This window comes from Deltaproteobacteria bacterium, from assembly GCA_017302835.1.
In the GTDB taxonomy this organism is placed as follows: Bacteria; Bdellovibrionota; Bdellovibrionia; order Bdellovibrionales; family Bdellovibrionaceae; genus UBA2316.
This window is the reverse complement of the sequence record JAFLCC010000017.1, coordinates 47,943-63,198: the sequence shown is the minus strand read 5'-3', so window position 1 is coordinate 63,198 and position 15,256 is coordinate 47,943. Positions and strand designations below refer to the sequence as shown.

The 15,256-nt window shown below is 38.7% G+C and carries 13 protein-coding genes and 1 tRNA gene; 3 read left to right on the top strand and 11 right to left on the bottom strand.

The features are described 5' to 3' along the window. Window positions 1-186: 186 nt before the first annotated feature. Window positions 187-1,200: a hypothetical protein gene (locus J0M15_14570; GenBank protein ID MBN8538274.1), complete on the bottom strand. Its 1,014-nt coding sequence runs from the start codon at window positions 1,198-1,200 to the stop codon at window positions 187-189. A 430-nt stretch (window positions 1,201-1,630) separates the two neighbouring features. On the opposite strand from J0M15_14570, the gene J0M15_14565 reads away from it, so the two are divergent. From J0M15_14565 to J0M15_14555, 3 genes are all read left to right on the top strand, one after another. Next, window positions 1,631-2,434: an ISNCY family transposase gene (locus J0M15_14565; GenBank protein ID MBN8538273.1), complete on the top strand. Its 804-nt coding sequence runs from the start codon at window positions 1,631-1,633 to the stop codon at window positions 2,432-2,434. Window positions 2,435-2,529: 95 nt separating this feature from the next. Next, window positions 2,530-3,087: a transposase gene (locus tag J0M15_14560; protein ID MBN8538272.1), complete on the top strand. Its 558-nt coding sequence runs from the start codon at window positions 2,530-2,532 to the stop codon at window positions 3,085-3,087. A gap of 125 nt (window positions 3,088-3,212) precedes the next feature. After that, the gene (locus J0M15_14555) at window positions 3,213-4,727 is read left to right on the top strand and encodes an IS1380 family transposase (GenBank protein MBN8538271.1); all 1,515 of its coding nucleotides are present in this window, start codon (window positions 3,213-3,215) and stop codon (window positions 4,725-4,727) included. A 385-nt stretch (window positions 4,728-5,112) separates the two neighbouring features. Here the strand turns inward: J0M15_14555 and J0M15_14550 are convergent. The 10 genes from J0M15_14550 to J0M15_14505 all read right to left on the bottom strand — a co-directional run bounded on the left by J0M15_14550 (window position 5,113) and on the right by J0M15_14505 (window position 15,247). Beyond that, a tRNA-His gene (locus J0M15_14550) sits at window positions 5,113-5,188 on the bottom strand. Between the two features lie 67 nt (window positions 5,189-5,255). Continuing rightward, entirely contained in the window at window positions 5,256-6,434 is a 1,179-nt protein-coding gene (locus J0M15_14545; GenBank protein MBN8538270.1) for a hypothetical protein, read from the bottom strand. Continuing rightward, on the bottom strand, window positions 6,431-7,423 hold the full coding sequence (locus J0M15_14540) for a hypothetical protein (protein ID MBN8538269.1): 993 nt from the start codon (window positions 7,421-7,423) through the stop codon (window positions 6,431-6,433). Before J0M15_14540 ends, J0M15_14545 begins: the two co-directional genes overlap by 4 nt. Continuing rightward, window positions 7,417-8,169, bottom strand: a complete 753-nt coding sequence (locus tag J0M15_14535) for an outer membrane beta-barrel domain-containing protein (GenBank protein ID MBN8538268.1) — start codon at window positions 8,167-8,169, stop codon at window positions 7,417-7,419. Before J0M15_14535 ends, J0M15_14540 begins: the two co-directional genes overlap by 7 nt. Next, entirely contained in the window at window positions 8,156-9,586 is a 1,431-nt protein-coding gene (locus J0M15_14530; GenBank protein ID MBN8538267.1) for a hypothetical protein, read from the bottom strand. Before J0M15_14530 ends, J0M15_14535 begins: the two co-directional genes overlap by 14 nt. 111 nt (window positions 9,587-9,697) lie before the next feature. Further along, window positions 9,698-10,930, bottom strand: coding sequence for an AgmX/PglI C-terminal domain-containing protein (locus tag J0M15_14525; protein MBN8538266.1), 1,233 nt, complete (start codon window positions 10,928-10,930; stop codon window positions 9,698-9,700). 3 nt (window positions 10,931-10,933) lie between these two features. Continuing rightward, on the bottom strand, window positions 10,934-11,221 hold the full coding sequence (locus tag J0M15_14520) for a hypothetical protein (GenBank protein ID MBN8538265.1): 288 nt from the start codon (window positions 11,219-11,221) through the stop codon (window positions 10,934-10,936). Beyond that, a complete protein-coding gene (locus tag J0M15_14515; GenBank protein MBN8538264.1) occupies window positions 11,221-14,241 on the bottom strand; it encodes a hypothetical protein in 3,021 nt (1,006 codons plus the stop codon). Before J0M15_14515 ends, J0M15_14520 begins: the two co-directional genes overlap by 1 nt. A gap of 8 nt (window positions 14,242-14,249) precedes the next feature. Then, window positions 14,250-14,726, bottom strand: a complete 477-nt coding sequence (locus J0M15_14510) for a biopolymer transporter ExbD (GenBank protein ID MBN8538263.1) — start codon at window positions 14,724-14,726, stop codon at window positions 14,250-14,252. A gap of 29 nt (window positions 14,727-14,755) precedes the next feature. Beyond that, window positions 14,756-15,247, bottom strand: a complete 492-nt coding sequence (locus tag J0M15_14505; protein MBN8538262.1) for a biopolymer transporter ExbD — start codon at window positions 15,245-15,247, stop codon at window positions 14,756-14,758. Window positions 15,248-15,256 lie beyond the last annotated feature (9 nt).

Sequence of the window (15,256 nt, the reverse complement as noted above, 5' to 3'; positions counted from 1 at the left end):
TTAAGAATAGCAAGAGAAAAAACCATCAATCAAAACTTGAACTGACAGTACAGATTTTTTTAAAAAAGTTAAAAATAAATTGATGAACAAAAGGGCAACTGTCAGATTAAATCCCAACTTCTACATGTAGCAAAGGAGAGGATTCTTAAGAACCCTCTCCGAAGTCGCAGTCAATCTGCTGATGGTTTATTTTATAATGACTGTTCCATCGTCGTTAGTGATACGTTGTGAGATCAGTTGCCCAGAGCTATTGTACGTGAGTCGTCTCTCGGACCAAGTGTTTTGTAATGTTTGGTCGTAGTCGATATAGATCCGAGTTCCATCGTCCATTCGATAGTCTTGAGCATCCAGACGACCTTGACTATCGAAGACCTTGATCAACCTACTCCACGATTGAGTGCTCGCCTGATCATAATCTGACACCTGTCGACGTCCATCCTTAAAGTAGTAAGTAACGTAGTCCAACTGTGACTGAGCATTGTAAGAACTTACATATCTCGCCCATGTCATCGTTCCTTCGACATCAAATCCTTCATATTGCCTGGTCCCATCATCAAATCTATAATCTTGAGAAAGCAACTGATCTTTTGGGTTAAAAGTCTTGTACAGACTCTTCCAGGCCAGTGTATTTGTCTCGTCATAGTCTGTAATTAGTCGGTTTCCGTTGTCCATAAACATCTCTCGATAATCAACTCGTCCTGATTTATCAAGATAATCTATAAATCTTGTATAGGTTTGATTTCCTAATTGATCAAAGCGTTCAATGCGCCGGGTCCCATCATCCATTCGATAGTCGTTGAAATCTATCGTCCCGCCAGAAATCGTGGTACCATCATTCACCTGACCACGGATCATCTGATGATGGGCAGTCCATTGTTGGCTTCCATTCATGTCATAGGTAGACGTGTAAAGATCACCGTTTCTATAATTGACTCTTTGTTGTAGGAGCGACCCAGATGGCACGTAGTTTTGATGTATCATTAGTAAAGGAGACGAGGCTGCATAGAAATAGCTCACTTGCTTCGCTCCGTCGTCGTAAAGTCTTTCTACTGATACCAGAGTTCCTGACGAATCATATTTATAAGTCAATTTTGAATATTCATATTGATTGTCCGGATCAAAGGTATAACCCGCGGAACTTCCATCGTCGAAGGTCGTTCGACTAAGCAGGACGGCACCCGAGGCGGTCCGCCGGATCACCTCCGTCGTCGCTGCTTGAGCGTCTTCTCCGTATTGAGCTACCGCCAACATTAGACCCATCAAATTCAAGATTGATACAATTCTTTTTTTCATTTTGATATTCTCCTAAGTTTATTAGAAATCCTCTTACTTTCTAACACAGATCCTTATTGCAATGGACATTCCGGATCTCAATACGGGAAGGGGCTGGCTGGAAATCAAATAAACAATAGACTATTCTTTCGATCGAATCATTCTGAATTGATCTCAAAGTTTCGTATCGTTTGGAGGCGCCAATCCCTTTGACATTTGATTACAATTTCGTTGACAGTGTAACTACAGAGCGACTTTGACCGGTGCTAATTACAAAGCGACTTTGACCGACTGAGTGTATCAATTTGAAACATTTCTTGATGTGATTTCGCCTACTTACAACAGGAGGTGAGTTGGTATGGGAGCACTAGTGGTTGGAACTAAGGATCAGTTACGAATTCAGACTGTAGCAAAGGTTTCTAAAGGGATGATGAAATCTAAAGAAGCGCTTGTACTTTTAGATGTGAGTGAGCGCACACTACGGCGATGGCTTAGAAGCTATGAGGCTCAAGGCATTGCGTTCATCAGTCATGGCAATAAAGGAAAAACTCCGAAGAATAAAAAACCTAAAGAATTACTTCAACAAATTATGAATTTTGTTGAAGCCGAGCTTTATGATTTTAATATGCTCCATGCCCTGGAGAAAATTGAATCCAGATTTAATCTAAAACTTAATCGAGAAACTTTCCGCACGTGGTGCCACCTAAGAGGTATGGTTAAACAAGCTCACAAGCGCAGAGGTAAACCTCGCTTTCGCCGCAATCGCTATAGCCAAGCGGGTTTCATGCTTCAGCTTGATGGCAGCCCTCATCGCTGGTTTAATAACGAAGAATCCTGTTTGATAGTGGCTATTGATGATGCCACGAACAAAGTCATGGGTGGAGAATTTTTTAAAACAGAAACCATGTTTGGTTGTTTCAAGGTCTTAAGCGATATTTTCATCGTAAACGGCCTTCCTAGCGTTATTTACGTGGATCGTGCCGGAATGTATGGGGGACAGAAAAGAACCCACTTCTCGCAACTTGTAAGAGCTTTAGAAGAGCTCAATATACAAATCATCTATGCCAACTCTCCTGAATGTAAGGGCCGGGTTGAGCGTCTTAATCGCACCCTTCAGGATCGACTAATCCCAGAAATGAGACTGGTCGGCGTTACGGGCTAGGCAACGTCCCGAAAGTGGTAGAAATTAAAAAGGGAGCACTCCATAATGATTTAACTTAAACACATAAATCATTAATAACAAAGGAGAACTCCCTAATGAGAAAAAGTAAGTCATCACAAGTAACTTCGCAAGAAGTAAAATCAAATTTGCAATTAGAAATTCCTCAAACATCAAGCCTCATGGGTCTGCTACAGTTTGGAAGCCAGATGTTGTTGTCAGAAGCTATAAAGGCCGAGATTTCTGAACACTTGGGTAGGTCGTATTACCAGCATAGCTCACCAAATGAGAAAAATAAAGGTTATCGACATGGAATTAGAAAGACTACTATCGACACGCCCATTGGAGCCATTACCTATGATCGCCCAAGAGTCCATGGAGCTAAGGATTTTCAGTCGCAATTTCATATTCCGTATATGAGAAGGCCTGAAGAGTTTGCAAGTCAAATTTGTGATATGTATGTGAATGGAATTTCTACCAGGAAAGTAAAGAAATCCTTGAAGTCAGCCACAGGAGAGAAAATTAAGTTATCTAAGTCTACGGTAAGTCGAATAACAAAGAAATTAGTTACAGAATTTCAAGAGTGGAAGAAAAAAGATTTATCTAAATTAGATCCTGAATCCGCAGATAACCCAGCAAAATATTTTCTAAGTTAATGATTTCTAATAGTCTTTAGTTTTTATCAAATTCACCTTTTGGGTGAAGAGTTTTTCGCGTCATTTCCAGCGCTGACGATTTTAAGAAAAGTTGATATTGTCTTTAGGTCTGGAGAAAATTGATAATGACCACAGATAAAAACCTGCTTAAAAAGTTAAAATTATCTAGCACCAAAGATCAACTCACTATGGCCGCAGGCCTTGGGACTTTGATTGAGCTCTTTGATCAAACAGAACTTAAAAATCAATTTATAACTTGCCTTCCTGAGCGTACATCTCATCGTTATGTGGGTAGCTATCAAATGGCCTTAACCCTTATGGCAGCCTTTCTCTATGGCTATGATTGCTTAGAGGATTTAGATCATTTTCGTAATGATCCCAAACTTGCAGAGTTATTTGGCAACCCAACAGCCGCAGCTAGAACTCACGGCGATTTTTTAAGAGACTTTGATGAAACTCATCTAAAAAAACTAAATGAGTTTTTAAACCTCATGTCTCGTCATATTTTTGAACAGATGCAACTCCAATTGCCTGAACAGTTTAAACCTAAAAAACTTATCATCGATGTAGACTCCACATCCCATGAACAGCACGGTGAAAAAATGGAAGGTTTAGCATTTAATTATAAAAATGAATGGTGCCTAGATTCACAAGTAAGCTTTAATCAGATTGGTTTATGTCATGGTTTTCAATTAAGACCAGGGAACACTAAATCGGGTGTAGATGCTGAGAGTTTAATTCGACAGTCTTTTGCTGATGGCAAAAAACAAGTCGAGCGTAAATTTAAATTCAATGACTTCTTCAGGGCAGATAGTGCTTATTGCAAACAAGATGTTATTAAAACTCTTGTAGAACTTGGAGTTTTATTTACTCTTACAGCCCACGACGGAACAACTAATTGGAAGGAACTTCTAGAAAATAGCGGAGTTACCTTGAGTGAGTGGATTTATTCCCAAGAAGAACAAGAAAGAGCTGCAATAAAAGAAAAAGAACTCCCAAAAATTGAGCTCACCAGAATGTATTGGACGCCAAAGTGGTCTGAGAAAGAAGAGTCCAAATTAGTATTTCCTATTTTAGTTAAAAGAACTTGGAATAAAGATAAAGAGCTCGAGTTAGAAAAAAAAGGACGACAGGTTTCTTTATTTCATGATGAAGGTTTTAAACATGAAGACCCCTGGGATTATTACGCTGTGGTCACGAATTTTCCACTAGATTTATCCACAGAAAAACTTGTGGAAAACTCAACCACTAGAGAAAAAATAAAAAGGTATTCCATTCAAGAAGTTTTTGAACATCATCAAAAACGTGGCAATGCTGAGAATTTTATTAAAGAAGAAAAATATGGTTATGACTTAAAACATTTTCCGTGTTTGAAATTAAATGCTAACTACGCTTATGGACAGCTCGCCATGGTGGCCCACAATATTCTGAGATGGGTTGCTATCATGACAAAGCCAGAGAAGCCGCATTTTTCAAAGAAATTAAGAAAGCATTTTATTTTTATTCCAGGAAAAATTGTACATCATGCAAGACAAGTATTTTTAAAAATAATGGAATTTCATTACCAAGGAGTAAGGCAATTAAGAGAGAGATTGAGGTTAAACTCGGAAAGATCGCCTCGACAGTTCTCTTCGGCGTGATTATGTAAGCCCGAAGGAAAGGTCGTTCCTTGAAATTCAAATAAAAAACTACGGGAACATTTTTTTGTGGTTTGGAAGTTTGGAGGTCAGGGGATTTGAACCCACGAACGCTTTAACAACTTAGTACACCCACTAGAGGTTCGATCAAAACCTCATGAAATATATTTGTCCGCGCGGTCCTGACGATGAGCACACCGCCCGTAAGTCCACTCATCACACGAGGTAATTTGTCGAATTTTAGGCATGACAGGGCCTCCCACCGTTATCCACGGCATGGGAACAATTTTTTAGAAAATCAAATTTTGAAAATATCGAGTTTGACTCGGCTTATCCACCGATCTGGGTACAAAATTTTATTTTTCCCCCAACCGAGGGATAAGAAAATTGGGGTGACCGACGGGGGTTGAACCCGCGACACTCGGAATCACAATCCGATGCTCTACCAACTGAGCTACGGCCACCATAATTGAAAGATAGAAATTTATAATCAATTTAATAAGTTAAAGCAATAATTTTTTTAACTAAATTTCATAAAGATCGAAGCCTTTTTGTTTTGTAATTATCTAGACTTGCAGGTTTTGCCGTAATTGTGATTTTTGTTTCTTTGTTTTTTTCTCTCTTGATCTCTAGAAATGGGTTTAGAATGATTTCATTAGTTTCAGGGTTAAAAGTATAGTCCTTTGGTCTTTCTAATTGCCGTTCTATGTTTTGGTTTTTTGTATCTTGATCTGAAAGATGGGTATCGGGGGTTGTTGCGTTAGCAATAGGTCTGTTACTGACTGAAATTTTTAAAGTTTCAATGTCTGGCGTGTAGGAGAGTTGTTTTTTTTGCGTCGAGACTCTTCGGCGAAGTTGATTTCCAAACTCTGCCAGGCTGCTGCCAAAACTTTCAGAGCACAGGTCGGCAAAAACTCCAGATGAAGCAGCTAATAGTGAAGGGAAGGCCTGGGTTGGGGGCTTTTCTTTAGAGTGACCACAGTTGGCGGTTGTGGTTTTAGGTAGGGCTGCAGCGATCAAAATTTTTGAGCGATCGCCATGTTTGGACTTTACTAATTTTTGATAAAAATCTTCCGCTGATAAACCAGGACTCGCATCGTCGGCATCTGTTAAAAAAATGACGGCAAAATAGGAATCCTGTTCATAGAATCCTTGGTTGTCTGTCGAATTAATTTGATCAGTCATAACTGCCAACACCGGGGAAAAAGACTCTTCTGCCTCTGGCCCCCATTGAGTTCCAATAAGGACCGTTTCTTTTAAAACTTGCTTCGGCTGAGGTGTTTCCCTCGTGATATAAAGAGGAGTTGGCGAGATCTCATCGTTGAGGCCTTTTAAAGGGACCAGTTTCCCCAAAGCGTTCATTTTTCTTTTTCCTGAGGGTTTGTAAACGGTTTGATCATTCAAATATTTCGAATCATAAACAGGAACGACGCCTATTCGGTAATCAATACGGGTATTATCAAAAAAAGCATTGGCAAAAAGTTCGATATTTTCAGCTAAAATTGTTTGATAGGGGTTCATTGATTGAGAGTTGTCGACAACAAATAAGATATTTACCTTAGGATCTGAAAGAGTATCAGTTTGGGTTAACTCCTCAGATACCGAAGTAAAGAATTCAGGTGGAGCTTGGCGATCAGGTGAAACATTCCCACAAGCGGTTAAAAAAAGTGATATCAAGATGGGCATCAGCAATAAAGTTACATTTTTCATATAATAGCCCCCAGGTTTTTACTGTTTGATTGGTTATTTTTTGTTGGTTTTTCTTGTCCCGAGAAAGGGCAGAGATTCGTTCTTACTTGAAACTTACCAACTTCATCAAGCCAGACCTCATCATTGTCACCAGAAACAGGAAAGGTCACGGTATTGTTTTTATCAACTTTTGAAAATTGGAGTTTCTGACTTTCAGAATTCTGAGAGGTTATCAAACTATTTTTATCTTGAGTTAAAATCTTTTGCATTACTTGGATATCGATGATTTTCATTTTTTTTAAATTCAGCTCGATTTCATCCAAATCATTTTGGGCTAACTGACGCAGGCGTTTTAAAGATTCAGGTTTTTTATTTTGAAGGATAAAAGAAATAAGAGCCTTATCACGAAAAAAATAACGAGGCAATTTTTCAGCTTGTTTCCCAAGGCCTATTAAATTTAAACTTGGTTTTTTGATTTGATAAATCAGATTCCATAAGTCTTCTGATGGCGGTTTGTTGATGAGAGCTTGCAAAGAGTCCACACGGGGAATCATCACTTTTTTAAAGTGATCTATTTTTTTAAGAACATCTTTATAAGCACAAATTTTAAGAGATACAAAAGCGGATAGCATATAGGTTTCAGGACCCACTTGAGGTGCCCAAATCGGTGTCGTGATTGAATGCAATTCAGCTAAGGCTTTTTCGTAGTCTTTTAAGCTAGTGAAGGCCCACGCTTTCTCTTCAAGGGCTTCTAGCCAAAAATCTGAGCTGGGTGGAATCAAAGTATAATTTTGGATGGCTTCAGAATAATGAGCCTTTGCATACAAGGATCTAGCTGTATTTAAGATCATTTTATCTTGGGGTTGAAGTTGCAAATGGCGTTGAGCTTGCCGAAGGGGTTGAGGTTGAGACCGCGCCAGCGGTGCTGTTTTTACTATGGAGCTCGAGGCTTCAAGTGGACCGCTCCCCAGAAAAAGGAATAGAAATAAATTAAAGAGAGTTTTTACCATAGAAGAACTCCCACACTGGCAAGGGCTTGAAGATTGGATTGGTTGCGGACTTCACTGTTGAGAAGGTCGTTGTACTTAAGATAGCGTACTTCTAAACGGCTCGTGATCCATTGGTTAAGCCAAAATCCCGTACCTAAACCTACAGAATAGAGATTACTTTTTCCAGAATAAAGAGTGACGCTTCCGTACCCCAATTGCATGTAAATATCAAATTGGGCAATCCCCATATCAAACAAATTGAGCTTTCCATAAATTGGAAAAAAATTAAGTTTAAGCAAGTTAGAATCTAAGGGGTAATCTATGGCCGGGAATTTTTCAGGGCTCGCAGGATCGATTTTTTGCGCTGCCAAGGCCTTATCAAATTGATTTTTTCCCTCGGGAGAAAGTTGATTGTAGGACTTTTGGTATTCAAATCCCAGGGACCAACGAGGATTCACATGAAACTCTAAGAAACCACCCAAAGACTGGGTTTTCACATAGCTATCACTTCCGCCATTAAAAGCATAGTTTAGAGCCAGCTCAAGGCGGTTATTCCTGTCGACCAAACGGTTTTGCACCACTCGGATTTTTTGATCATGATTTAAATTTTTAATTCGCTCGGATACTTCTGGGCTGTTTCCAAGAGTTTTAAAATCATCTTTTAAATCTTTAGTTTTTTCTGCATAAACAGAAAAGCTAAAATGCTGAAAGAAAAAAATAAGGAAGAATAAAGTAGAATGAGGAAATGAAACTTTAGTTTTTTTCATGTGTACCACCCTTTTTTAAACAAGCCGTCTGACTGGGAACAAGTGTAAACGTTTTAATAAAAGTCGCAGATTTCGTTTTGCTGCCAGTGAGGTTATCCACTTTGAGAGATATCTTTTTAAGAGATTCCTTTGAAAGGCACGTGGGTGTCCAGCTTAGTTCACAAACTTGAGAAGTTAGTTTTTCTGGAGTTTCTGGTCGGCATTCTAACTTTTTACTTCCACTTAAATTTGACAATTGCTTTGTTGGATTAGATATATCCACTTTCCCTAAGTCATTCGCAGAAGAAATTCTAAATTTTATCACATTCAGTTCTCCGGCGGTGAGTTTTGTCTGATTTTCATCTTCCCATTTTAGAATGGGAGCTTGAGCCGCATACCGGGCCTTTAAACAGACTTGCTGATCAGGAGAATAGGTGTTCAAAACACTGATCGCTCGAAGATTGAAACAGACATCGACTTCAGGAGATAAGGGGTTATCGATCCCAAGACGGTCTTTATCCAGTGGGAGTTTGTCTGCATTTATTTGCAAATAAAATTTCCACTTTTTTGGGTTGTCGGTAAATCTTTTTGGGTTGATAAAATTAGGGTCACAACTGGAGCCAGTTTTTTGCGAACACTTAAGGCTCACCAAAGAAGAACCGTCCGCTCGAAAGGCCTCCGTATTTGTATAAGGGTGTGCCGTAATTTGGAGTAAGGGAATTTTGGGACTCAGAATAGATCCAGGATCTTCTAGGTCCACCTCAAAATCGATGATTTTTCCTTCATCGATGCCAGCATTTAAACTGGAGTGCTCAACAAAAAGAAGGGGTACTGAGTTATCCCGAGTGAGGAGGAGTGGTAGTGATTCTAACTTGGTAAGACCGACAAGATGTGAACTTGTGGCTTCTAAAACGGTGACTTGAATTTTTGTTTCTAATAAAATAAAAAGCTCGCCGTTAGGAATCGTTCCAAAGGGAGCTTTCCAGGTAAGAGAAAAAACATTGGGAACAGTTGTTTCTTTTATTTCGGGTTTGACGGGAAGCGATTGTGTTCCTAAAAAGATATCTGAAATTTGCGTAGAGTACTTGGTGATTTTTTGACTTTTTGGTAGCACTTTGAAGAAGAAAGTTTTTTCTTGTTCCTCTAAAAATCGAGAATTATTGCTCCCCTGATAAGAGTTCCTTTCCCCTTGAGTTCCCTGCAAATTCAATGCGAGAACTTCTGCATCTTCCAGAACCATGAGTGGAGTGAAGACCTCCGGAACGATCATTTGTGACTCTGAAGTTTTACCAGTTGGTTGAGCCGATTTTAATTCAGAATAAGCCGCCAATGGATTGGATGAGGACCCAATACAAGAGGTTAATAGTAAACTCAAAGCCAAACAGCTTGAAGCCCTACTGATCATAGACACTGATTTTTGATTTAAGAACATTTTCATTTTTATTCTCCCCATTTTTTTAATCCCCAAAAAATCTTAATTCACTAACCACTGGGTGGCTCGAAACTGGTTCCACTATTAAGTGTTAAGTGGCACTTAGTTGGTTCCACTTCATGTGTCACTGACCCTGCGAAGAACGAAAGGGTAATTAACCTTGACGTTTACTCCGCCTTGCGGCTTTGGAAACTTCCAACTTCGCAGGTGGTCTCTGATACAATTTTCTACGGGTGGATGACCCATGCTTGAGTTATTCACTTGCGCCAAGGTCACAAGACCTTGTTGACCAATTGTAAAATTAATTGAAACACGTCCCGAAAGATTTGGATTTTTTTGTAAACTATTTTCATAACAAAATCGCACTTCACTTAGATGTCTTTGAATCACGGCGGCGATGGCATTTTTATCTAATCCACCCTGGCTCCAGGCTTCGCTATCGATGGATTCAATGAAGGCCGTTGATGAAGAAGAGGATCCAACAAGGGCCATTTTTCCATAACCGCTGGCCCCGCCACCTTTACCTTTGCTGCCATAGCCTCCGCCGCCATAAATATTTTTTCCAGTGCCAAGGGGGGCTGAAAACATTCCCTTAGCATAGTGAGAAGTTTGAATTCCACCGCTGCCTTCAAGACCTTCTCCACGGCCAATTCCTTTTGAAGTCTTAAAATGGTTCAATGAAAGTCCACCACGTTGAGGTGATTTTTTCAATTGCCCCAAGGCTCCCAGAGCACCTAACTGAGTTATAGCGATGGGTTTAATTTGCTTTTTTTGTAAATGGGATCGAGAAAATTTTCTAGGTAAAATGATTCTTTTTGGAGCCTGTTGAACCAAGGCAGAGGGTTTGATGGCCAGAGGTTTAACGAGGAGTGAGGGGGGTACTAATTTTCGGTCAATGACAGTGACGGTTTGTAAAGGCAAAGGGTCCGCATTTTTTTTGTGATCATTGATGTTAGGGATTAAAATGCTTCCAATAAGTAAAAAGGCGACTAAAAAAACCATGATCCCACTGGTTTTTTTTAAAATCTCGATAAAATGATCTGGATCGTCTTTGGGTAAATCCACATTTCGCAAAATGTTCTTAGATTCAGCAACCAAACTGATATGATTATTCATAAAGCTTAAAGGATAGCGTTTATTTAAAGAAAACCTTTGTTTGTCCAAGGTTTCAAGCAAGGTAAAAGAAATATTTTCTTCGACTAATGGGCCTAAATCATAAATAGCTTCCACTCTTTGAGTGTCGTGACGAAAGATAAAATGAAGTTTCTCTTCTTCCCATTCAATGGCTCGGACGGCTTGTCCTTGATTGTTTTCAAGGTAGTAAATAGGACGGGAGTGTTGAGAACTCATGAATTACCTCATCACCTTGGAACGACGTTGACGATCTTGAAAGTTCTTACGGACCCCAATAAGGTCATCGATAGATTTTTCATCTTCTACGACGGTTAAAGCTTCAAAGGGAGATTGATACTTACCCCCAACCATTTGGTCATTAAAATCAATAGCTGTAGATAAAGCAGGAGTTGTTTTCTTATTTTTTATTTTTGCTAAAAGAGTTAAAGAGAAAAATACGAGAATAAAAAATGTAAAAATTAAAATCACTTTTTGTTTTTGCAAAGGTTTTACTTCTTTTTTCGCCATTATTTCGCTCCTTGAGGGGTAGGGAAGGCAAGTCGTGAATCTAGATAAGCAACTAAGGGGCCATCTCCTAGAGCTTTTTGTAAGTTGCGGAATTTTTCTAACTCATTGATATTAAATGGATCTTTAAGAAGGAATTTTTTACTTGCATTGGCTTCATTGACTATTTTTTGTCGTTCAAGTGAAAAACTTATAAAAGGATCCTGTTTAAGTCCAATGGCCAAAGCGGAAGTTTGGAGATGAAGCACTAGATTTTTAGCAAGCAGAGAACCTGGTTTTCCTTCTTCCTGACTCAAGTCAAAAAGGTCTTTAAATAAATTTTTAGCGATGGCTTCCTGATAGAGAGTATGGGTTTTTTCCGTAATTGAAATTGACTTCAGCTGAAAGGGATGAACTTGCTGTTGAACTTGTTCAAGATATTCTTTTTTTTGTGAAGGCTTTAATTGCTTGGGAATTGGCAGTGAAAGAATATCTGTGGCTAGCTTTGAATTTTCTTGAGCTAAATAGACCAAACCAAAAAGTTGCAAGATAAAATCCTTTCGTGGATTTAATTTTTGGATCTGGGTTTCAACTTTGCTTAGCCCTGAAACTTTTGCTAAAATATTTCTTTTTAAGGCGCTTCCAGAAGAACCAGAAATAGGAATTTGGCGGAGATGAGATTGTTTTTGAAGCATTTTCTGGAACTCTAAATAATGAGTTAATAGTTGGCCTTCAAAGGTGTTTTTAACTTTGGTTGAATTAAGTAATTTTTTTGCAAATAAATCGTCTTTTGTTTTTTCAAAAACAAAAGTTCCTGCAGCAGCGTAAACAATAAAATTGGACCTTAAAATATTTTGATATTTTAAAAAGACACTTTTTGGATTTTTAGAAATTAAAACAATTTTGTAAATAGCCAATTGCTTCTTTGAAGGATCTTTGGAGCTAGCTATAAATTGAAGGTAGTCTGGGGTAGGATCGACTCCGGCTAATTCAGATAAGAGCGCTAGTTTATAAAAATGGTCCGCTCTATTCTTTGTCGTTGGGGTAATTTTACGTGAATAAAAAATAGCCATGGGAAAATCCATTTTCATTTCGTAGACCCAGGCTATTTGGGTGAATGCAGAGTTTATCTCAGACAAGGATAGTTGAGGGACCTTTAATAATTTTTGTGATGAGTTGAGGATGAGGTCAAGACGGTTTAACTTCAAGCCTAGGGAAGTTTGATGCTGTAGGGTCTTCTTTAGATCTGCGGTTGGCCACGAGTGCAGATCGAGAGCATTTAGTTTGTCAGAGAGTTTTTCGAGGGAGCTTGATGATGTGGAAGCATCGTTTAACAATTTGGCGCTTTGGTTGAGAATGGATTTGCGCCAAAGCGTAAGATAATAGTCTGATTTTTTTGTAAAAACTTGTGAAAACAAAAGTGCGTCCTTTTCAATTTGAACTTCATCTTTAAGAAGAACCGCGCTATCGATACTTAATTCAGCAGATGTGTCCCTAAGGGAATAGGGTGCTTGTTTGTCTAAGGAAATTTCTTTAAATAAGGTAAGAGATTTTTGAAAATTATTGGCTTCATAATACCCATGGGCCATTTGATATTTTACGGAATAGAGTTTTTCTCCGTTTGGATTTAGCTCTAGATAAAATGTATAAGCCTCTAATTTGAGATCCGTTGAGTTTAATTTTTCTGAGGCTTCGATGTTTCCTAAGAGTGCGTCTTCAAATAAACGAGAAAGTCTTGGATTTTTAGGAACAGAGGTTGGAACAGAGGAAAGTAAAGTGGCTGCATCTTTAAAGGCTTGAATGGCTTCTAGATAGTTTTTTCTTTTTAAGGATGTTTGTCCGATCCAAAAACTGATTTCATAGTCAGGAAAAGCTTTTGTAAAAAGCTGATTGGCCTTGATAAGCTCTAAGGAGGGATGTTGTGTTTCCGCTTTGGCCCACTCAGCGAGAAGGGATTTTAATTTTTTTTGATTTTCAGAACTTTCTGGTAATTCTTTTGATTTTGGTTCTTGAAGAAGGTGGATCGTTTTGTCCAATTCAAGGATTAATTTATCTTTGCGGCCCAGGTCATACTCAATCCGAGTCACTCGCAATTGTCCTGCGATTCTATCTTCAATCTGTGGGTTTTTGTTTTCCACTTTTTTCCAAACAAGAAGGGCACTTTTTTTCTTTCCTGTTCTTTCTAACTCGTTAGCCAAATAAATCAAATTTTTTTGCTTAGCGGGTTGGGGGCTTAAGTTTTCAAGCAGTTCAATCTCTGACTCGGAAACATCTAAAGTGGCCATAAAAGTAGCCAAATCTCTGGAGACATCTTCGTGAAAGCTTTGGTTCTTAGTTGATGTCGTAGATATATTTTTTAGAAGTTGAATCAGGCTTTGCTTAGCCATTTGAGCTTGTCCTAAATTAAAATCGCACCAAGCGGCTCGGTAGGCTGCATAAGCCCTTCGGGCGGAGCTTGTTTGAGCTAAACTCACCTGATTTGAACCTAATAACAATCCTTGTGATTCTTTAAGTGAATTTGTAAAATAAATTTTAGCTTTTTTATAATCTCCCTTATAAAAGGAAAGATCACCAAGCTGGACATTGGCAGTGAAAATAGTTTGCCCATCAAAATTTTGTTTATGGTTTAAAATACGAAAGTAAGTACTGATGGCTTTGGCTTCCTGATTTTGGATCAAATTTAAATGCGCAATTTGTAAGTGAATATGGCCCCATTTTTCAACAGTAAATGCGGATTTTTTATGAAGTAATCGGGAATAAATACCCAAGGACTTGGTTCTATCGAGATCGATTTTTGTCTTGTTTAAAAGAGCACCTTGTCCATCCTTTTCCAGACCTAATAATCTGGCTCTTTCTGCATAGAGATCAGCCAGTCGCAAATATAATTGAGTTTGTTCTAACATGCTGTCTTTAAGAGGAGGATTGAGAACAGATTCTAGTTTCTCAATCAGAGAATCATGGACGGTCAGGCTCATCTTTTCGGCTTGGGCTGCCCCGCCAGAAAGCAAACTTAAAGAAAGAATGGCAGACAAAAGACGTAACATAAAACTTCTCATTTGAATCCTGGGAGGACGGCAAAAGAATACTTATCAAAACCAGCTTGTCCGCCAGCCCTAAGCAACAAGCTTATTTTTTCAAAATCAGAATTTCGATCCGCTTGAATCACTAAATGATTTTTGTTCTCAGCCTTGAGAGCGATGAGTTTTTTTGTTAAGTCCTCAAAGGAGGTCGCTTTCTCATCTACAAAAAGCGACTCCTTTTCAAATTTGATTTGAACACCGGGGCTTAAAACTTCCGTTTTCATAGCGGAGGGTAGAATCAAACTTTTTCCCAATTGAAAATGTTGTAGCTGTCCGTTCATGTTGGAAAGTAAAAAAATGACTAAAATACAAAAAGCATCAATGAGTGTTGTTAAGTTCATCACAAAGGAGAGGCTTTTACCTTTAGGGGAAGCTCCAGAGGCTTGAATTCGCTTTTGCAGTTGAAGCGGGCTGTTTATTATTTGGTTTTTTAAAACACTTGCTTTCATGTAAGTTCATTTCCTTCATTTAGTTGCAACTATATAGGTGATAAACCAATATCCTTAAAGCCATTTTGTTTTAGAAGATCCATAAGCTTGATGATTTCATCGTACTTGGTTTTTTTTGTTGGAAGAAGTTGCGCGATTTCGATTTTGTTATTGGCAATCGATTTTAAATACAAACTCATCTTGTTCCAGTCAATTTGACCTTTCGCCGCCATCAAGGAATAAGATTTTCTAGAGGTAGAGGCCGAAGGGGAAGAGGTGCCGTCTTGTAATTTTTTTGGCGATTGCAGGTTCAGAGTGAGGTTGTTTTCCTGATCCAAGCTAATCCAGAGGCTTTCTCTCGTTTCCGTCTCTGCCAGGCCTTGGCTACCAATCACTTGCTTTGTTTCAAGGGACCTGATCTCCACCCACACCACGGTCATCAATAAAAAACAGATACATACAGAAAGGATGTCAAATACAGGAAGTAAATTAAGTTCAAAATTCAAATCTTTCTTAGAGTAAGACTGACCAGACATTCCCATAAATACCTC

Excerpts from the sequence above, each read along its gene's own strand:
- J0M15_14565 (MBN8538273.1), top strand. The coding sequence starts at position 1,631 with ATGGGAGCACTAGTGGTTGGAACTAAGGATCAGTTACGAATTCAGACT.
- J0M15_14560 (MBN8538272.1), top strand. The coding sequence starts at position 2,530 with ATGAGAAAAAGTAAGTCATCACAAGTAACTTCGCAAGAAGTAAAATCA.
- J0M15_14555 (MBN8538271.1), top strand. The coding sequence starts at position 3,213 with ATGACCACAGATAAAAACCTGCTTAAAAAGTTAAAATTATCTAGCACC.
- J0M15_14545 (MBN8538270.1), bottom strand. The coding sequence starts at position 6,434 with ATGAAAAATGTAACTTTATTGCTGATGCCCATCTTGATATCACTTTTT.
- J0M15_14540 (MBN8538269.1), bottom strand. The coding sequence starts at position 7,423 with ATGGTAAAAACTCTCTTTAATTTATTTCTATTCCTTTTTCTGGGGAGC.
- J0M15_14535 (MBN8538268.1), bottom strand. The coding sequence starts at position 8,169 with ATGAAAAAAACTAAAGTTTCATTTCCTCATTCTACTTTATTCTTCCTT.
- J0M15_14530 (MBN8538267.1), bottom strand. The coding sequence starts at position 9,586 with ATGAAAATGTTCTTAAATCAAAAATCAGTGTCTATGATCAGTAGGGCT.
- J0M15_14525 (MBN8538266.1), bottom strand. The coding sequence starts at position 10,930 with ATGAGTTCTCAACACTCCCGTCCTATTTACTACCTTGAAAACAATCAA.
- J0M15_14520 (MBN8538265.1), bottom strand. The coding sequence starts at position 11,221 with ATGGCGAAAAAAGAAGTAAAACCTTTGCAAAAACAAAAAGTGATTTTA.
- J0M15_14515 (MBN8538264.1), bottom strand. The coding sequence starts at position 14,241 with ATGTTACGTCTTTTGTCTGCCATTCTTTCTTTAAGTTTGCTTTCTGGC.
- J0M15_14510 (MBN8538263.1), bottom strand. The coding sequence starts at position 14,726 with ATGAAAGCAAGTGTTTTAAAAAACCAAATAATAAACAGCCCGCTTCAA.
- J0M15_14505 (MBN8538262.1), bottom strand. The coding sequence starts at position 15,247 with ATGGGAATGTCTGGTCAGTCTTACTCTAAGAAAGATTTGAATTTTGAA.